Annotated in this window: 17 protein-coding genes; 12 read left to right on the top strand and 5 right to left on the bottom strand. The window is 61.4% G+C overall.

What is annotated here, in order from left to right; translation table 11 throughout:
• The first annotated feature begins 171 nt into the window (after nt 1-171).
• Together LOY31_RS17705 and preA are read left to right on the top strand one after the other, a co-directional pair.
• Nucleotides 172-1,539, top strand: coding sequence for an NAD(P)-dependent oxidoreductase (locus LOY31_RS17705; protein WP_258711949.1), 1,368 nt, complete (start codon nt 172-174; stop codon nt 1,537-1,539).
• Nucleotides 1,540-2,814, top strand: a complete 1,275-nt coding sequence (gene preA / locus LOY31_RS17710; RefSeq protein WP_085648339.1) for an NAD-dependent dihydropyrimidine dehydrogenase subunit PreA — start codon at nt 1,540-1,542, stop codon at nt 2,812-2,814.
• A gap of 124 nt (nt 2,815-2,938) precedes the next feature.
• On the opposite strand, the gene LOY31_RS17715 is transcribed toward preA, so the two are convergent.
• Nucleotides 2,939-3,559: a TetR/AcrR family transcriptional regulator gene (locus LOY31_RS17715; RefSeq protein WP_007952885.1), complete on the bottom strand. Its 621-nt coding sequence runs from the start codon at nt 3,557-3,559 to the stop codon at nt 2,939-2,941.
• 146 nt (nt 3,560-3,705) lie between these two features.
• Here LOY31_RS17715 and LOY31_RS17720 point away from each other — a divergent pair, with 146 nt between their 5' ends.
• The 3 genes from LOY31_RS17720 to copD are packed head-to-tail and all read left to right on the top strand — an operon-like array spanning nt 3,706 to nt 5,411.
• Nucleotides 3,706-4,140, top strand: coding sequence for a GNAT family N-acetyltransferase (locus LOY31_RS17720; RefSeq protein WP_085602722.1), 435 nt, complete (start codon nt 3,706-3,708; stop codon nt 4,138-4,140).
• A 47-nt stretch (nt 4,141-4,187) separates the two neighbouring features.
• Nucleotides 4,188-4,550 carry a copper homeostasis periplasmic binding protein CopC gene (gene copC / locus LOY31_RS17725; protein WP_258711950.1) on the top strand — a complete coding sequence of 121 codons (363 nt, stop codon included), beginning with the start codon at nt 4,188-4,190 and terminating at the stop codon, nt 4,548-4,550.
• Between the two features lie 3 nt (nt 4,551-4,553).
• Entirely contained in the window at nt 4,554-5,411 is an 858-nt protein-coding gene (gene copD, locus LOY31_RS17730) for a copper homeostasis membrane protein CopD (RefSeq protein WP_085602718.1), read from the top strand.
• 2 nt (nt 5,412-5,413) lie between these two features.
• Here the strand turns inward: copD and LOY31_RS17735 are convergent, their stop codons facing one another.
• Both LOY31_RS17735 and LOY31_RS17740 read right to left on the bottom strand, forming a co-directional pair.
• The gene (locus LOY31_RS17735) at nt 5,414-6,556 is read right to left on the bottom strand and encodes an HlyD family secretion protein (protein WP_007952890.1); all 1,143 of its coding nucleotides are present in this window, start codon (nt 6,554-6,556) and stop codon (nt 5,414-5,416) included.
• The gene (locus LOY31_RS17740) at nt 6,553-8,208 is read right to left on the bottom strand and encodes an MFS transporter (protein WP_258711951.1); all 1,656 of its coding nucleotides are present in this window, start codon (nt 8,206-8,208) and stop codon (nt 6,553-6,555) included. Before LOY31_RS17740 ends, LOY31_RS17735 begins: the two co-directional genes overlap by 4 nt.
• 196 nt (nt 8,209-8,404) lie before the next feature.
• On the opposite strand from LOY31_RS17740, the gene LOY31_RS17745 reads away from it, so the two are divergent.
• The 7 genes from LOY31_RS17745 to LOY31_RS17775 all read left to right on the top strand — a co-directional run bounded on the left by LOY31_RS17745 (nt 8,405) and on the right by LOY31_RS17775 (nt 15,657).
• Nucleotides 8,405-9,355: a polysaccharide deacetylase family protein gene (locus tag LOY31_RS17745; RefSeq protein ID WP_258711952.1), complete on the top strand. Its 951-nt coding sequence runs from the start codon at nt 8,405-8,407 to the stop codon at nt 9,353-9,355.
• Nucleotides 9,356-9,527: 172 nt separating this feature from the next.
• Nucleotides 9,528-10,823, top strand: coding sequence for an OprD family porin (locus LOY31_RS17750; RefSeq protein ID WP_258711953.1), 1,296 nt, complete (start codon nt 9,528-9,530; stop codon nt 10,821-10,823).
• A gap of 149 nt (nt 10,824-10,972) precedes the next feature.
• Entirely contained in the window at nt 10,973-11,797 is an 825-nt protein-coding gene (locus tag LOY31_RS17755) for an NAD(P)-dependent oxidoreductase (protein WP_258711954.1), read from the top strand.
• Between the two features lie 47 nt (nt 11,798-11,844).
• Nucleotides 11,845-12,738, top strand: a complete 894-nt coding sequence (locus LOY31_RS17760) for an SMP-30/gluconolactonase/LRE family protein (RefSeq protein WP_258711955.1) — start codon at nt 11,845-11,847, stop codon at nt 12,736-12,738.
• Nucleotides 12,739-12,799: 61 nt separating this feature from the next.
• The gene (locus tag LOY31_RS17765) at nt 12,800-13,771 is read left to right on the top strand and encodes a TRAP transporter substrate-binding protein (RefSeq protein ID WP_085602705.1); all 972 of its coding nucleotides are present in this window, start codon (nt 12,800-12,802) and stop codon (nt 13,769-13,771) included.
• 78 nt (nt 13,772-13,849) lie between these two features.
• Nucleotides 13,850-14,377, top strand: coding sequence for a TRAP transporter small permease (locus LOY31_RS17770; protein WP_258711956.1), 528 nt, complete (start codon nt 13,850-13,852; stop codon nt 14,375-14,377).
• On the top strand, nt 14,377-15,657 hold the full coding sequence (locus tag LOY31_RS17775; RefSeq protein ID WP_085602701.1) for a TRAP transporter large permease: 1,281 nt from the start codon (nt 14,377-14,379) through the stop codon (nt 15,655-15,657). The genes LOY31_RS17770 and LOY31_RS17775 overlap by 1 nt, the downstream gene beginning before the upstream one ends.
• 47 nt (nt 15,658-15,704) lie before the next feature.
• Here LOY31_RS17775 and LOY31_RS17780 read toward each other — a convergent pair whose 3' ends face one another.
• Both LOY31_RS17780 and LOY31_RS17785 read right to left on the bottom strand, forming a co-directional pair.
• A complete protein-coding gene (locus LOY31_RS17780; protein ID WP_011334825.1) occupies nt 15,705-16,505 on the bottom strand; it encodes a sulfite exporter TauE/SafE family protein in 801 nt (266 codons plus the stop codon).
• Between the two features lie 9 nt (nt 16,506-16,514).
• On the bottom strand, nt 16,515-17,759 hold the full coding sequence (locus LOY31_RS17785; protein WP_258711957.1) for an FAD/NAD(P)-binding oxidoreductase: 1,245 nt from the start codon (nt 17,757-17,759) through the stop codon (nt 16,515-16,517).
• Nucleotides 17,760-17,788: the final 29 nt, after the last annotated feature.

Below are 17,788 nucleotides of genomic sequence, written 5' to 3' on the forward strand. Positions count from 1 at the left end.
CGTTCCCACGCTCTGCGTGGGAATGCAGCCCGTGACGCTCCGCGTCACTGGACGCGGAGCGTCCCTTGAGGCATTCCCACGCGGACGGTTCGACGCCTCGACGTGGGAACGATCAAAAAACCACTGCCCGACAGAGGCAGAAAACCTCAAATAACCGTGAGGCAAAAAACCGTGATCGAGACCCTGAACCATCTCCCGCACCCGCACGAAAGTGCGGCCGCCCTCGCCGGCCATTTCGCCGATCTGGCGCCGCCGCTCAACGACCGTCAGGCGCATCTGGAAGCCTCGCGCTGCCTGTATTGCTACGACGCGCCGTGCGTGAATGCGTGCCCGAGCGAGATCGACATTCCGTCGTTCATCCGCAATATCCATCAGGACAACGTGCCCGGCGCGGCGCAGAAAATCCTCTCGGCGAACATCCTCGGTGGCAGTTGCGCTCGAGTCTGTCCGACCGAAATCCTCTGCCAGCAAGCCTGCGTGCGCAACAACGCCCACGAATGCGCACCGGTGCTGATCGGCCTGCTGCAACGCTACGCCGTGGACAACGCGCACTTCACCGAGCACCCATTCCAGCGCGCCGCCGCCACCGGTAAACGCATCGCGGTGGTCGGGGCCGGCCCGGCGGGTTTGTCCTGTGCCCATCGCAGCGCCATGCACGGTCACGACGTGGTGATTTTCGAAGCGCGGGAGAAGGCTGGCGGGCTCAACGAATACGGGATCGCCAAGTACAAACTGGTCGACGACTACGCACAGAAGGAACTGGATTTCCTCCTGCAAATCGGCGGCATCGAAATCCGTCACGGGCAGAAACTCGGCGACAACCTGACCTTGAGCGAGCTGCACCAACAGTTCGACGCGGTGTTCCTCGGCCTCGGCCTGAACGCCAGCAAGCAACTCGGCCTGCCCCACGAAGACGCGCCCGGCCTGCTCGCCGCCACCGACTACATCCGCGAACTGCGCCAGGCCGATGACCTGTCGCAACTGCCGCTGGCCGAACATTGCATCGTCCTCGGCGCCGGCAACACCGCTATCGACATGGCCGTGCAAATGGCCCGCCTCGGTGCGCGCGACGTCAATCTGGTCTATCGCCGTGGCGCGGCGGACATGGGCGCAACCGGCCATGAACAAGACATCGCCAAGGCCAATCAGGTGCGGCTGCTGACCTGGGCGCAACCGGAGGAGGTGCTGCTCGACGCTCAAGGCAAAGTGCGCGGCATGCGCTTCGCCCGCACGCATCTGGTGGATGGTTGCCTGCAAACCACGGGCGAGACTTTCGAGTTGGCCGCCGATGCGATCTTCAAAGCCATCGGCCAGGCCTTCGACGGCAGTGCCCTCGCCGACCCGCTGGCCCGCGAGCTGAAGCGTCAGGGCGAACGGATCCAGGTCGATGAAAACCTGCGCACCAGCATCCCCGGCGTGTATGCCGGCGGTGACTGCACCAGCCTCGATCAGGACCTGACCGTGCAAGCGGTGCAACACGGCAAGCGCGCCGCCGAGGCGATCAATGCTCAACTGATGCTCAACGTGGAGGCTGCGTAAATGGCCGATCTCTCGATTGTCTTCGCCGGTATCAAAGCTCCCAATCCGTTCTGGCTGGCCTCCGCGCCGCCGACCGACAAGGCCTACAACGTGGTGCGCGCCTTCGAGGCCGGCTGGGGCGGCGTGGTCTGGAAAACCCTGGGTGAAGACCCGGCGGCGGTCAACGTGTCCTCGCGCTACTCGGCGCATTACGGCAACAACCGCGAAGTGCTGGGCATCAACAACATCGAACTGATCACCGACCGCTCGCTGGAAATCAACCTGCGGGAAATCACCCAGGTGAAGAAGGACTGGCCGGACCGCGCGCTGATCGTGTCGCTGATGGTGCCGTGCGTCGAAGAGTCGTGGAAACACATCCTGCCGCTGGTGGAAGCCACCGGCGCTGACGGCATCGAGCTGAATTTCGGCTGCCCCCACGGCATGCCCGAACGCGGAATGGGCGCGGCGGTTGGTCAGGTGCCGGAATACGTCGAGCAGGTCACGCGCTGGTGCAAGACCTATTGCTCGCTGCCGGTGATCGTCAAACTGACGCCGAACATCACCGACATCCGCGTCGCCGCCCGCGCCGCACACCGGGGCGGCGCCGATGCGGTGTCGCTGATCAACACCATCAACTCGATCACCAGCGTCGACCTCGAACACATGGTCGCCCTGCCCACCGTCGGCAGCAAAAGCACCCATGGCGGTTATTGCGGCTCGGCGGTCAAGCCGATCGCGCTGAACATGGTCGCGGAAATCGCTCGTGATCCGCAGACCCAAGGCCTGCCGATCTGCGGTATTGGCGGCATTGGCAGTTGGCGCGATGCGGCGGAGTTCATCGCCTTGGGCAGCGGCGCGGTGCAGGTCTGCACGGCGGCGATGCTGCATGGTTTCCGGATTGTCGATGAGATGAAGGATGGTTTGTCGCGGTGGATGGACAGTCAGGGTTACGCCAGCATCGCCGAGTTCTCCGGGCGTGCGGTGGGCAATACGACCGATTGGAAGTACCTGGACATCAACTATCAGGTGATCGCAAAGATCGACCAGGAGGCATGCATCGGTTGCGGGCGTTGCCACATTGCCTGCGAAGACACGTCACACCAGGCGATCAGCAGCCTGAAACAGGCCGATGGCACGCATAAATATGAAGTGATCGATGACGAGTGTGTAGGGTGCAATCTGTGTCAGATCACCTGTCCGGTGGCGGATTGCATCGAGATGGTGCCGATGGAAACGGGCAAGCCGTTTCTGGACTGGAATCATGATCCGAGGAATCCGTATCACGTCAGCCCTTGAATGATCGTTCCCACGTCGAGGCGTCGAACCGTCCGCGTGGGAATGCAGCCCGGGACGCTCTGCGTCCCACTGGAACGCGGAGCGTCCCTTGAGGCATTCCCACGCGGAGCGTGGGAACGATCAGTTACGGTTCCAAGCCTATCCCCCGCAAAATCACACTCGTCACCGTCTGCACCGCCCGCTCGAACTGCATGTCCGACAGCGGCTGGTGCTCATTCAAAATATTCACCTGATGATCAAAGTCCGCATAGTGCTGGGTCGACGCCCAGATCATGTACAACAAACTCGACGGTTCCACCGGCAGAATCCGCTTGTCCTCCACCCACTGCCGGATCTTCGCCTCTTTCATCTTCGCCCAGTCGTACAGGCTCACATCCAGCGCTTCGCCGAGGGTCGGGGCGCCATGGATGATTTCGTTGGCCCAGACTTTCGAGCCATAGGGCCGGCTGCGCGAGTGGTTCATCTTGGCGCGGATGTAGCTGCTGAGCACCACGCGCGGATCGTCGAACATCTCGAAGCACAGCGCGTCCTGCTTCCACACTTCCAGCAGGTCGAACAGCACCGCGCTGTACAGCTCGCTCTTGGTCGAAAAGTAGTAATGCAGGTTGGATCGCGGCAGCTGCACTTCAGCCGCGATGTCCGCCATGGCGGTGCCGCCGAAACCTTTTTCGGCGAAGACTTTTTCCGCCGCCAGCAGGATCTTGTCGACGTTAGTGCGGCGAATTTCGATCTTGTGATTGCCCATGAGGGCTCCCTGAAGACAACGTTGTTGAAGACTAGCATCCGCTCTGGGCAAGGGGCGACAGCCGAGAACGATTCTTCACACACTTGGGCTTTTTTCTGGTTTAGGATCGCCCTCCTTCTCCCCGTCAGACACTGAAGGATCTGTCCATGACCATTCGAAAGCGCATCGCTGCGGATGATCCGCAGCTCGCCGCACTGTGGGAGCGCTCGGTCCGCGCGACTCACGATTTCCTCCCGGAAGACGACATCCACCGGCTGTTCCCGCTGGTGCGTGACACCTACCTGCCCGCGCTGGACGTGCAGGTTTTCGAGAACCCCGATCACTCCCCGGCAGGCTTCATCGCCACCGACGACGACACCGTGCAGATGCTGTTCATCGACCCGGCGTTTCGTGGCCAGGGCATCGGCCGACGCTTGCTCGACCACGTCCGCCGCCCGTTGCTGAAGGTCGACGTCAACGAACAGAACCCGCAGGCCCACGGCTTCTATCGGCACTACGGATTCGAGGACATCGGCCGCTCGGCACTCGACGGCGAAGGCCGGCCCTTCCCGGTCATTCACATGCGCCTGAAAGCCCTGTGATCCACGTTCTATACTCAGCCCGCCATTTCACTGAAAGGAATCTTTCCATGTCGATGAAAAAACTGTTCACCGCTGGCGCGCTGCTGGCTTCGCTGGTCGTCACTTCCCAGGCGGTCGCCCACGCCCATCTGAAAAGCCAGACCCCGGCTGCCGACAGCACCGTTGCCGCGCCGGCGGATTTGCGCCTGGTGTTTTCCGAAGGCGTCGAAGCCAGCTTCACCAAAGTCACCGTGACCCATGACGGCAAGCCGGTGGCGGTCAAACCGTTGACCACCGAAGGCGACAAGAAAACCCTGATCGTTACCCCCGAAGCACCGCTGACCGCTGGCGAGTACAAGGTCGAATGGCACGCGGTGTCGGTCGATACGCACAAAAGTGAAGGCGCCTATCAGTTCAAGGTTGGCCAGTAATTCATGAGTGAAGCGCTGGTGCTGTGCCGGTTCCTGCATTTCATCGTGGTGTTGATGCTGTTCGGGGCCTGGCTGTTCCGGCCCCTGCTACTCAAGGGTGAAGCGCCGGCGCTGGATCGGCACCTCGCGCGACTGGCTCGCTGGCTGGCGGCGATTGCCCTGGCCAGCGGCGTCATCTGGGCGTTGTTGATTACCGCAAGCATGGCCGGTTCGGCGGCTGCCGCGTTTGATCCGGCCACCGTAGAGCTGGTCCTCGGTCATACGTTTTTCGGTCAGGTCTGGCGCTGGCATCTATTGATCAATGCGCTGTTGCTGGCGTTGCTGTTTACGCCGTGGCGTTCGAACCGGCCATTGCGGTTGGGCCTGAGCGCGCTGCTGCTGATGACGCTGGCGCCGGTCGGACACGGGGCGATGCTCGATGGCTTCAGCGGGCAGATGCTGATCCTCAATCAGGTGATTCACCTGACTTGCGTCGGAGCGTGGCTTGGTGGGCTGCTGATGCTGGTTTTGATCCTGCGCCAGTCCGGCGAAAAGGTGCGTGAAGTGCTGCAGCGGTTCAGCGGTCTCGGCTACGGGCTGGTCGCCGGCCTGCTGATCACCGGGCTGATCAACGTGCGCGTGCTCACCGGCCAATGGTGGCCGACGCCGCTGTTCTCGGGGTTCGCCCTGATCCTGTTGATCAAGGCGCTGCTGGTGTTCGGCATGCTTGCACTGGCGCTGTTCAATCGCCTGCGGATCAACGATTGCGAACAGCGGATCGACACCCTCAAGCGCAGCGTCATGCTCGAATGGCTGCTGGGGATCGGCGCCGTGGCGGCGGTTTCGGTGCTCGGCACCTTGCCGCCGATGATCGCCGCCTGAGGTCAGTGTTTCTGGGTGTCACCTGCCGCCGTATCAATGCTGACCACCACCGACATCCCCGGCCGCAAGCGCTCGCTCTCCTGCTGATCCGGATCGATGGTGATGCGCACCGGTACCCGCTGGGCGATTTTCACGAAGTTGCCGGTGGCGTTGTCGGCCTGCAACAACGCGAATTCGGAACCGGTGCCCGGCGAGATGTGCTGCACGTGGCCGGTGAATTTGCGGTGGTTCAAGCCATCGACGGTGAAGCTCGCCGGTTGCCCGACGCGCACATTGTCCATCTGGGTTTCCTTGAGGTTGGCGATCACCCATTTCTGGTTCGGCACCAGCGCCATCAACTGCGCTCCGGAGTTGACGTAAGCGCCGAGACGCACGCCGATCTGCCCGAGCTGACCGTCACGCGGGGCGATGATCCGGGTATTGGACAAATCGATCCGAGCCAGTTGCACCGCGGCATCGGCGCTGGCCACGGCCGCTTCCAGCGAGCCGCGATTGACGATCACCGTTTGCAGATCCTGCCGGGCGATTTCCAGATTGGCCTTGGCCTGCGCCACCGCCGCGATGCTCTGTGCATTGGCAGCCAAAGCCACATCCATCTCGCGCTTGGACACGGAACCGTCGTTGACCAGCGCCTTGTTGCGTCGCAGATCCGCCTCGCTTTTGCGTAACTGCGCTTCGCTGTCCGCTACCACCGCCTGCCGCAGCTTGATCGTGGCTTCGGCGCTGTTGCGCTGCTGCACCACGTTGGCCAGCGAGGCCTTTTGCACCGCCAGTTGTGCCAACGACTGGTCGAGACGTTGCTGATAGATGCGGTCATCGAGACGCACCAGCAAATCGCCCTCCTTCACAAACTGGAAATCCTGCACCGGCACTTCAAACACATAACCGCTGAGCTGCGGGCCGATGATCGTCACCTGCCCGCGCACCAATGCGTTTTCAGTGGTCTCGACCGCGCTGCTGAACGGCGGCAACTGCCAGGCGTAAAGCACGATGAGCACGCCGACGATGGCAATCGCGGCGAAGCCCAGCGACGAGATGATCCGCACCCGCAACGAGCGCGGCTCGGTGTTCGGTGATGACGGCGGCGCCACGCCTTCAGGGGTGGCGGCGATGGCATTGGTGGTCGTGGTAGTTGGTTCGGTCATGAAGAAGTGGCACCGCTGGAAGGTACGGAAGGTGTCGGGGCGACGGCTTTGGTGGTGCTGATCAGCCACAGCGCACGGATGGAAATCCAGATCATGGTCAGGATCGCGATCACTGCGATCAGCATGAACACATCGTTATAGGCCAGTACGTTGGCTTCGCGCGTGGCAGCGTTGGCCAGGCTGCGAATGCCCTGCAGATTGCGCAGACTCGGGTCGGCAATCACGGAGCCGACCGCCGATCCGCCGCTCTGCACCCGGGCGGCGACGCGCGGATCAGACATCACCAGTTGCTCGACGATGTGGCTGGAATGAAATTTCTCGCGCACGATCTGGAAAGTCCCCAGCAACGCCGCGCCGATCAGGCCGCCGAGGTTATTGCAGATCCCGAACAACACCGAAAAACTCACGAGGTTGCGCGGGTTGGTCAGCACGTTGCGCGTGCCCAGCACCATGGTCGGGCCGAGAAAAAATGTACTGCCGAACGCCAGCAGAAACTGGCTGAAATACAGGTTGCCGGGGCGGGTCAGGTTGTTCGATGAGCTGTCCATGATCGAGCCGGTGGCCATCAACGCCAGCGAGATGATCAGCGGCATCAGCAGGTGTTTCGGGTCGATGGTCAGCGCACTGGTCAGCAGCCCGGCGACGCTGCCGATCAGCATCACCACGTACAAGCTATGAAGCTGCTGGCTGCTCATGTTCAGGTTTTGCATGAAGCCGACGGCGCCGGTGGATTGCTCCGAGGTCACCATGCGAATCAGGATCACCGCCAGCGCCAGACGGATCATCACCCCGCTACCGAGCCAGCGGGTCATCAGCATCGGGTTGCTGCGGTTATGTTCGATGGCCAGCCCCGCGAGAATCAGGACAATCGACGCGGCCAGGGCGATGCCGATCCAGTCGGCCTCCAGCCACCAGTCGATCCGGCCCAGGGACAACACGGCGCACAGCAGGGCCACGCCACTGGCAAGGATCGCAAAGGTGAGAAAATCGAGAGGTTCGAAGGTCTTGAACCGGTCACCCGGCGGCAGTTTGAGCATCAAGACGCAGCCCAGCGACAGCAGTGCCATGCCCAATTCGAACAGGTACAGGCCGCGCCATTCGGCGATCTGCAACAGGTCTTCGGAAAACAGTCGCGCCAGCGGCAAGGCCAGTTGCGAAGTGCCGAGCCCCAGTACCAACGCCTTCATCCGCCATTTGGCCGGGAACGCCTGCACCATGTAATACAGGCCCAGCGAACTCAACGCCGCGCCGACCATGCCGTGGGCCGCACGCACGGCGATCGCCGAATTCAGGTCATTGACGAACAGATGGCCAAAGGTCACCAGCGCATACAGCACCAGAAACACCTCGGTGAACGCGCGTAGGCCGAACTGCTGGCGAAACTTCACCAGCAGCAGGTTCATCGACACGTTGGTCATCACATACGCCGCCGGCAGCCAGGCCATCTCCGCCGTGGTCGCCCCGAGCGCGCCTTGCAGGTAAGGCAGGTTGGCGACCACCAGTGAATTGCCCAACCCGCCGGTCAACGCCACCAGCAACCCGACCAGCGCATAGGCCAGGCGCTTGGGGTTGGAGTGCAACGGTGTCGAAGGGGAACCGGGCAGACTGGGCTTCTCGTGCGGCTGCCAGTTGCGCGGGGCGTATTGGTTCATTGATCGGCCTTGTACGGTGATGGCTTGAGTGTGCCGCAAAACGGCAGCCAAACACATATCCCTGTGGAGGCTTGCTCACACGGGTTTGGGGTGGATTCGTAAATTTTGTTTAAAAGTCATCTCGCCCGCAGCGGATTTTTCCCGGGCCTGGCGAATGCCAACCTTGCAGCACTTCTCAACCTGCAAGGTGCCCGATATGACCACTCCCCGTTGGCAACGCTCCCCGCGTCTGCTGAAAAACCTGCTGGCCGCCGCACTGTTGCTGCCCGCCCTCGCCTTCGCCCAGGAACGCCCGTGGCCGGACGGCTCGCAACTGGTGATTTCGGTGTCGATGCAATTCGAAACCGGCGGCCAGCCCGAGGGCGCTGAAAGCCCGTTCTCCGGCACACCGCTGGCAAAAGGTTATCCGGACCTGCCGGCGCAGACCTGGTTCGATTACGGCTACAAGGAAGGCCTGTGGCGCATGCTCGATCTGTGGGATCGCACTGGCATCAAAGTCACCTCCCACGTGGTCGGCGAAGCGGCGCTCAAGCACCCGGAACTGGCCAAGGCGATTGCCGAGCGCGGCCATGAACTGGCGGCCCACGGCATGCGCTGGGCCGATTCGTACAACATGAATTACGCCCAGGAAAAGCAGTTCATAGGCGACGGCGTCGCAGCGGTGGAGAAAATCACCGGCCAGCGCTCGGTCGGCTACAACGCCAACTGGCTGCGGCGCAGTCCCAATACGTTGAAGGTGCTGCAGGATCTGAATTTCACCTACCACATCGACGACGTCAGCCGCGATGAGCCGTTCGTGACCATGGTTCGCGGGCGAAAATTCGCCGTGGTGCCGTACACCCTGCGCAACAACGACATCGTGCTGGTCGAGGGCCGACACTTCTCCGCGGAGCAGTTCTACCAGCAACTGGTGCTGGAATTCGATCGCCTCTACGCCGAAGGCGCGAGCAAGCGGCGGATGATGTCGGTGAGTCTGCACGACCGCATCGGCGGCACCCCGGCGATGGTCGAGGCCATGGAGCGTTTTATCCGTTATGCGCAATCTCATCCGAAGGTGACATTCATGCGCAAGGACAAGATTGCCCAGATCGTCCTGACCGAGAAAAACCCGCTGATCGACAACACCGAGGCGCTCTATAACCGGTAAAACCGCCGAAAGCAGCCCTCTTCATAGCATCTGAAAGGGCTGCCAGCTCACGAAATGTGATCGCAAAACTGGCTGTTGACTTTTGCGGAAAACATCGCAACTATCCGCAACCATGTTGTACGACGACGTATAACAACTAATAAAAACAAGAAATGAAACAGGGAGCGTTACCGTGAGCACACTCGTCTGCAATTCCGTCCGCACGTCCCGTTTTTCTGCCTCCCGCCCGCGTTCCACCCTGGGCCTGATCGGCTGCAGCAGTCTCGCTCTCGTCTTGCCGATGAGCGCCGATGCCGAGGGCTTCATCGAAGACAGCAAAGCCACCCTGAACCTGCGCAATGCCTACTTCAATCGCAACTTCGTCAACCCGAATTACCCGCAGGGCAAGGCTGAAGAGTGGACGCAGAACTTCATCCTCGACGCCAAATCAGGTTTCACCCAGGGCACTGTCGGCTTTGGCCTGGACGTACTGGGGCTGTACTCGCAAAAGCTCGATGGAGGCAAAGGCACGGGCGGTACTCAGCTGTTGCCGATCCACGATGACGGGCGCCCGGCGGACAATTTCGGGCGCCTGGGCGTGGCGCTCAAGGCCAAGGTGTCGAAGACCGAATTGAAGGTCGGCGAGTGGATGCCGGTGTTGCCGATCCTGCGCTCGGATGATGGCCGCTCCCTGCCCCAGACGTTTCGCGGCGGCCAGATCACCTCTACCGAAATCAATGGTTTGACCCTTTACGGTGGCCAGTTCCGTGGCAACAGCCCGCGCAACGATGCCAGCATGGAAGACATGTCGATGAACGGCCGAGGCGCATTCACCTCCGACCGTTTCAACTTCGGCGGCGGCGAATACACCTTCAACGACAAACGCACGCTTGTCGGTCTGTGGTACGCCGAACTCAGCGACATCTACCAACAGCAGTACTTCAACATCAGCCACAGCCAGCCACTGGGCGACTGGACGCTGGGCGCCAACCTCGGTTTCTTCACCGGCAAGGAAGATGGCAGCGCCCAGGCCGGCGACCTCGACAACAAAACCGCTTTCGCCATGCTCTCGGCCCGGTACGGCGGAAACACGTTCTACATCGGCCTGCAAAAACTCAGTGGCGACGATGCCTGGATGCGCGTCAACGGCACCAGCGGCGGCACCCTTGCCAACGACAGCTACAACGCCAGTTACGACAACGCGCAGGAGCGTTCCTGGCAGATCCGCCACGACTACAACTTCGTGGTCCTCGGCGTCTCCGGGCTGACGCTGATGAACCGCTACATCAGCGGTGACAACGTGCACACCGGCACAATCACCGATGGCAAGGAATGGGGTCGTGAATCGGAGCTGGCCTACACCGTGCAAAGCGGGCCGTTGAAAAACCTCAACGTCAGATGGCGCAACGCGACGATTCGCCGGGACTTCAGCACCAATGAATTCGATGAAAACCGGATCTTCATCAGTTACCCGATTTCGTTGTTGTAAACCCCGGCATCGGGTGAACGGAAGGTGAATCGGCCTTCCGTCACTTACACCGAAAGTCGCGTTGACAAGTTCCGGAAACCCTACCGATACTTCAGCGCAGTCATACGACAACCTACAACAAACCTAATAACAACGTGTAAGGGATTGCCATGACGTCCACCCCCACCACCCCAACTCCGTTCAATCGCCTGCTGCTGACCGGCGCCGCCGGTGGCTTGGGCAAAGTCTTGCGCGAACGTCTGCGCCCCTATGCCAATGTGCTGCGCCTGTCGGACATCGCCGCGCTCGCCCCGGCCATCGATGACCGCGAAGAAATCGTGCTCTGCGACCTCGCCGACAAAACCGCCGTGCATCAACTGGTCGAAGGCATGGATGCAATCCTGCACTTTGGCGGTGTCTCGGTGGAGCGCCCCTTCGAAGAAATCCTCGGCGCCAACATCTGCGGCGTATTCCATATCTATGAAGCGGCACGCCGACACGGTGTGAAGCGGGTAATCTTCGCCAGCTCCAACCATGTCATCGGCTTCTACAAACAGAACGAACACCTCGACGCCAGCTCTGCTCGTCGCCCCGACGGCTACTACGGTCTGTCCAAGTCCTATGGCGAAGACATGGCCAGTTTCTACTTCGATCGATATGGCATCGAAACTGTCAGCATCCGCATCGGCTCGTCGTTTCCCGAACCGCAGAACCGCCGAATGATGCACACCTGGCTGAGCTTCGACGACCTCACTCAACTGCTCGAACGTTCGCTGTACACCCCCAACGTCGGCCACACCGTGGTTTATGGCATGTCCGCCAACAAGGACGTGTGGTGGGACAACCGCTTCGCCAGCCACCTCGGTTTCGAGGCCAGAGATACGTCCGAAGTGTTTCGCGAGAAGGTAGAGGCGCAGCCAATGCCCGACAGCGATGACCCGGCGCGTATCTATCAGGGCGGCGCCTTCGTTGCGGCCGGCCCGTTCGGCGATTGATCGCTGCGTTTGATCCGTCGCCAAAAGAACACACCAAGGGAATGAGTATGCAAGCCGAATTGATCGTCGACGCCCGCAACGCGGTGGGTGAAAGTCCGGTGTGGGTGCCACAGGAAAACGCCTTGTACTGGGTCGATATCCCCAACGGCGGCCTGCAGCGCTGGAGCGCCGACACTGGCCACATTCATGCCTGGAAGACTCCCGAAATGCTTGCCTGCATCGCCCGCCACAGCAAGGGCGGTTGGGTTGCCGGGATGGAGAGCGGGTTCTTTCATTTACAACCGAATGGCGATGGCAGCCTCGACAGCGACCTGCTCGCGACCGTGGAACACAACCGCCAGGACATGCGTCTGAACGACGGCCGCTGCGACCGCCAGGGTCGGTTCTGGGCCGGCAGCATGGTGCTGAACATGGGCCTGAATCTGCCCGAGGGCCGGCTCTATCGTTACGGTGCCGGGCAAACAGGCGTGATCGAGGCACAGCTTGATGGCTTCATCGTGCCCAACGGTTTGGGCTTCAGCGCGGACGGCAAAACCATGTACCTGTCGGACTCGCACCCGAACGTCCAACTGATCTGGGCTTTCGATTACGACACCGAGACAGGCACACCCTCCAACCGCCGGGTGTTCGTGGACATGAACCATTTTTACGGCCGCCCCGACGGTGCTGCCGTGGATGCCGATGGCTGTTACTGGATCTGCGCCAACGATGTCGGCCTGATCCATCGCTTCACCCCCGACGGTCGGCTCGACCTCTCGCTGCCGGTACCGGTGAAAAAACCCACCATGTGCGCTTTCGGCGGCAGCCGGATGGACACCTTGTTCGTGACCTCGATCCGCCCCGGCGACGACCAGGATCCGCAGTCCCTTGCCGGCGGTGTGTTCGCCCTCAACCCCGGCGTCAAAGGCCTGCCGGAGCCAATGTTCGACGATCTGCTGTAACCCGTCCTTGCTGCATTGCTGTGCCTTGAACAAAAAAATAACAAGACTGGAGAACCCCCTCATGGACTTCAAACGCACGTTGCTCGCCGCCGCTCTCCCCCTCGCGCTCACCCTCGGCAGCGCCGCTCAGGCGCTGGAAATCAAATTCGCCGACATCCACCCCGCCGGTTATCCGACCGTGGTCGCTGAAGAACAGTTGGGCAAAACCCTGGTTGCCGAAAGTGACGGCAAGCTGACCTTCAAGATGTTCCCCGGCGGTGTACTCGGCTCGGAAAAGGAAGTGGTCGAACAGGCCCAGGTCGGCGCCATCCAGATGGCCCGCGTCAGCCTCGGGATCGTCGGGCCGGTGGTGCCGGACGTGAACGTATTCAACATGCCGTTCGTGTTCCGTGATCAGGCGCACATGCGCAAGATCATCGACGGTGAAATCGGTGACGAAATCCTCGACAAGATCACTAACTCCGAATTCAACCTCGTGGCGCTGGCGTGGATGGATGGCGGCACGCGCAACATCTACACCAAGAAACCGGTGCGCAGCCTCGAAGACCTCAAGGGCATGAAAATCCGCGTGCAGGGCAACCCGATGTTCATCGAAACCATCAACGCCATGGGCGGCAACGGTATTGCCATGGACACCGGCGAAATCTTCAGTGCCCTGCAGACAGGCGTCATCGACGGCGCGGAAAACAATCCGCCGACCCTGCTCGAACACAACCATTACCAGAACGCCAAGTTCTACAGTTTGACCGGGCACCTGATCCTGCCCGAGCCCATCGTGATGTCGAAAATCACCTGGGAAAAACTCAGCCCCGATCAGCAGACGCTGGTGAAAAAAGCCGCCAAGGCTGCGCAGGCCCAGGAGCGCACCTTGTGGGATGCCAAGTCGGCCAGCAGTGAAGAGAAACTCAAGGCCGCCGGCGTCGAGTTCATCACCGTCGACAAGAAACCCTTCTACGAGGCCACCGCTTCGATCCGCGAAAAATACGGCGCGCCCTACGTCGACCTGATCAAGCGCATCGAAGCCGTTCAGTAACCTCCCTGCCCTCAATACAAGGCCCGGCAGCGCTGGCGTCGCTCGACGCTCACGCCTGCCCGGTTACGGTGGAACCCGATGAAGAATTTGCTGCTGCGCATCAATGACCGGATCTACATGGCCTGCATCTGGGTCGCCGGTCTGTCGGTGCTGACCATTTCCCTGATCATTCCCTGGGGCGTGTTCGCCCGTTACGTCCTCGGCACCGGCTCAAGCTGGCCGGAGCCCACCGCCATCCTGCTGATGATGGTCTTCACCTTCATCGGCGCCGCCGCCAGCTATCGCGCCGGCGCGCACATGGCGGTAGCGATGGTCACCGATCGCCTGCAACCGAAGATGCGCCGCACCATGAGCATCGTTTCGCAAGTGCTCATGGGCACCATCTGCCTGTTCATGACCATCTGGGGCACCAAGCTCTGCCTGTCGACGTGGAACCAGTTCATGAGCGCCCTGCCGACATTGCGGGTCGGCATCACCTACATGCCGATCCCCGTGGGTGGTGCGCTGACGCTGATTTTCGTGCTAGAAAAACTCATGCTCGGCGATCAAAGCAATCGCCGCGTGGTGCGGTTCGACCTGGTTGAAGAAAACGAAGGGGCTGCCTGATGGACGCATTGATTCTGCTGGGCAGTTTTATCGCACTGATCCTCATCGGCATGCCGGTTGCCTACGCGCTCGGGCTGTCGGCGCTGATCGGCGCATGGTGGATCGACATCCCGTTTCAGGCCTTGATGATCCAGGTGGCGGGCGGGGTGAACAAATTCTCGCTGCTGGCGATTCCGTTCTTCGTGCTCGCCGGCGCAATCATGGCCGAGGGCGGCATGTCGCGACGGCTGGTGGCGTTCGCCGGGGTCCTGGTGGGGTTCGTGCGGGGCGGGCTGTCGTTGGTCAACATCATGGCCTCGACCTTTTTCGGCGCGATTTCCGGCTCGTCGGTGGCCGATACCGCGTCGGTAGGTTCGGTGCTGATCCCGGAAATGGAGCGCAAGGGCTACCCCCGGGAATTCTCTACAGCGGTGACCGTCAGTGGTTCGGTGCAGGCTCTGCTGACTCCACCGAGTCACAACTCGGTGCTCTACTCGCTGGCCGCCGGTGGCACCGTGTCCATCGCCTCGCTATTCATGGCCGGCGTCGTGCCGGGCCTGCTGATGAGCGCGTGCCTGATGGTGTTGTGCCTGATTTTTGCGCGTAAACGCGACTATCCCAAGGGCGAAGTGATCCCGCTGCGTGAAGCCCTGAAGATCTGCGGTGAAGCGATGTGGGGGCTGATGGCGATGGTGATCATTCTCGGAGGCATTCTTTCGGGGATTTTCACGGCCACCGAGTCGGCGGCCATCGCCGTGTTGTGGGCGTTTTTCGTCACCATGTTCATCTACCGCGACTACAAGTGGAGTGAACTGCCGAAACTGATGCACCGCACGGTGCGCACCATTTCCATCGTAATGATCCTGATCGGCTTCGCCGCCAGTTTCGGCTACATCATGACCCTGATGCAGATCCCGGCGAAGATCACCACGCTGTTCCTGACCCTGTCCGACAACCGCTACGTGATCCTGATGTGCATCAACGTCATGCTGCTGTTGCTCGGTACCGTGATGGACATGGCGCCGCTGATCCTGATCCTCACGCCGATCCTGATGCCGGTGATTCTCGGTATCGGTGTCGACCCGGTGCAGTTCGGCATGATCATGCTGGTCAACCTCGGTATCGGCCTGATAACGCCGCCCGTAGGAGCCGTGCTGTTCGTGGGCTCGGCGGTGGGCAAGGTCAGTATCGAAAGCACGGTGAAGGCGCTGCTGCCGTTCTACGCCGTGCTGTTCCTGGTGCTGATGCTGGTGACCTACGTTCCGGCGCTGTCGCTGTGGTTACCGCATCTGGTGTTGTAACGCTAACGCTGTGGCGAGGGCGCCAGGTCCTCGCCACAGATCTTGTCTCACGCCCGCAGCAACATGTATGCGGCGACCACCAGACATACGCTGGCAAACCCCACCTGCAACGTCCTCGCCGGCACTCGCGCGCAGAGTTTGCGGCCGATAATCATGCCGACGATGCTGGCGACAATGAACGACGCGCCCAGATGATCGATGCGCACTCCGGCATGGAACGCGCCAATCACTCCGATCGCGGAAATCAGGCTGATGACCATCAAGGACGTGGCGACGATGCCGCGCATCTGCACATCGGTCAGTTGCTTGAACGCCGGCACGATCAAAAACCCGCCACCCACCCCCAGCAAACCGGACACCACACCGGTGACCGCGCCCAGCGCCGCGAGGGTCGCGGTGCATTTGGCGGTCCAGTCGAAACGACCCGTCTGTTCATTGAGCATGCAGTTCTTCTGGCCCCAGCTGGCGTGGCCATGGTCGCTCGGTCCTTCTTGCTGGCGTTCACGGCGCAGCATGCGCCACGCCACCATCACCATCAGCAGGCTGAACAGGATCATCAAAACCTTTTCCGGCAACTGATGAGCGAAGTAGATGCCCACCGGCGAAAACACCGCGCCGAGCGCCGCGATCAACAGCGCCGCGCGATAACGCACCAGACCATGGCGCAGACCGTCGATCGCACCGACCGCCGCTGCGCTGCCAACGGCAAACAACGCCACCGGCGCCGCCTGCGTCATCGTCCAGCCCAGCCCGAGCACTAGCGCCGGCACCGCGAGAATCCCGCCGCCGGCCCCGGTCAGACCGAGGATCAATCCCATCACCACGCCAAACAGACTTGCCAGCAACATAGAGTGTTCTCAGTCGACCCTGGACAGGCTTGTCAGCCATTCGCGGCCCTTGAGCATGCCGTTCCAGTAGAACCACGGCAGCAGCGTCGCCTTCAGCCACCACGCGGAACGGCGCGGCACGGTTGGGTCGAGGGGAAAGGTCGGCAGCAGTTTTCCGCCATAGCCGAACTCGGCGAGAATCACCTTGCCCTTCTCCACCGTCAGCGGGCAGGAACCGTAGCCGTCGTACTTCAGCGGCAGCGCCAGTTCCTTGCGCAAGGCGAGCAGGTTTTCCGCTACCACCACGACCTGTTTGCGCACTGCTGCGGCGGTTTTGGCATTGGTGGTGCCGCAGATATCACCCAGGGCAAACACTTCGGGATAACGCGGATGTTGCAGCGTGTGCGGATCGACCTCGCACCAGCCGGCGGCGTCGGCCAGCGGACTTTGTGCGATGAAATCCGGTGAAACCTGCGGCGGGACGACGTGCAGCAAATCGAAGGTCTTGGCCTGACGGGTGACATTGCCGTCCGCATCCTTGACGTCGAACCAGGCGGTTTTCGCCGGGCCATCGACCTTCACCAGATTGGAATTGAACGCTAGCCGCGCGTTGTATTTTTCGATGTACTTCATCAGCGGCGGCACGAAGGTCGGGACGCCGAACAGCGCGGCACCGGCCAGATTGAACTCGACGTCAACCTTGCTCAGCACGTTGCGCTTGAGCCAGTGATCGCAGGAAAGATACAACGCCTTTTGCGGCGCGCCGGCGCACTTGATCGGGATCGGCGGCTGGGTGAACAGGGCTTTGCCGCCGCGCAGTTTCTGCACCTGATCCCAGGTGTATTGCGCGTGCTGATAGCTGTAGTTGGAAGTGACGCCGTGCTGACCGAGGCTTTCCTGCAAGCCTTCGATCTTCTCCCACGCCAGGCGCAGGCCGGGGCAGACGATCAGGTTCTGATAGGTGACGGTGCGTTGATCGTTGAGGGTGAGACGGCGCTGGTTGGGGTCGATGCCGGTCACGGCTGCCTGAATCCAGGTGGCCTGACGCGGCATCACTTTGTTCATCGGTCGGGCGGTGTCTTTGGCATCAAAGGCGCCACCGCCGACCAGCGTCCACGCCGGCTGGTAGTAATGCAGGGTGCTCGGCTCGATCACCGTGATTTTCAGGCCGGGATCGCGCTTGAGCAGACTCGCGACAAAACCGATGCCGGCAGTGCCACCGCCGATGACCACGATGTCCGCACTGATGGATGGGCCCCAGTGTTGATCGTTCATTGTTTGTTCCTTATGGCTGCACGCAAGGA

This window comes from Pseudomonas sp. B21-021 (assembly GCF_024749205.1).
Classification (GTDB): Bacteria; Pseudomonadota; Gammaproteobacteria; order Pseudomonadales; family Pseudomonadaceae; genus Aquipseudomonas; species Aquipseudomonas paraglycinae.

Bases quoted from the DNA above. Each gene is read 5' to 3' on its own strand.
- LOY31_RS17765 (WP_085602705.1), top strand. From the start codon at position 12,800: ATGGACTTCAAACGCACGTTGCTCGCCGCCGCTCTCCCCCTCGCGCTC.
- LOY31_RS17770 (WP_258711956.1), top strand. From the start codon at position 13,850: ATGAAGAATTTGCTGCTGCGCATCAATGACCGGATCTACATGGCCTGC.
- LOY31_RS17715 (WP_007952885.1), bottom strand. From the start codon at position 3,559: ATGGGCAATCACAAGATCGAAATTCGCCGCACTAACGTCGACAAGATC.
- LOY31_RS17760 (WP_258711955.1), top strand. From the start codon at position 11,845: ATGCAAGCCGAATTGATCGTCGACGCCCGCAACGCGGTGGGTGAAAGT.
- LOY31_RS17785 (WP_258711957.1), bottom strand. From the start codon at position 17,759: ATGAACGATCAACACTGGGGCCCATCCATCAGTGCGGACATCGTGGTC.
- LOY31_RS17720 (WP_085602722.1), top strand. From the start codon at position 3,706: ATGACCATTCGAAAGCGCATCGCTGCGGATGATCCGCAGCTCGCCGCA.
- LOY31_RS17735 (WP_007952890.1), bottom strand. From the start codon at position 6,556: ATGACCGAACCAACTACCACGACCACCAATGCCATCGCCGCCACCCCT.
- copD (WP_085602718.1), top strand. From the start codon at position 4,554: ATGAGTGAAGCGCTGGTGCTGTGCCGGTTCCTGCATTTCATCGTGGTG.
- preA (WP_085648339.1), top strand. From the start codon at position 1,540: ATGGCCGATCTCTCGATTGTCTTCGCCGGTATCAAAGCTCCCAATCCG.
- LOY31_RS17775 (WP_085602701.1), top strand. From the start codon at position 14,377: ATGGACGCATTGATTCTGCTGGGCAGTTTTATCGCACTGATCCTCATC.
- copC (WP_258711950.1), top strand. From the start codon at position 4,188: ATGTCGATGAAAAAACTGTTCACCGCTGGCGCGCTGCTGGCTTCGCTG.
- LOY31_RS17740 (WP_258711951.1), bottom strand. From the start codon at position 8,208: ATGAACCAATACGCCCCGCGCAACTGGCAGCCGCACGAGAAGCCCAGT.
- LOY31_RS17745 (WP_258711952.1), top strand. From the start codon at position 8,405: ATGACCACTCCCCGTTGGCAACGCTCCCCGCGTCTGCTGAAAAACCTG.
- LOY31_RS17755 (WP_258711954.1), top strand. From the start codon at position 10,973: ATGACGTCCACCCCCACCACCCCAACTCCGTTCAATCGCCTGCTGCTG.
- LOY31_RS17780 (WP_011334825.1), bottom strand. From the start codon at position 16,505: ATGTTGCTGGCAAGTCTGTTTGGCGTGGTGATGGGATTGATCCTCGGT.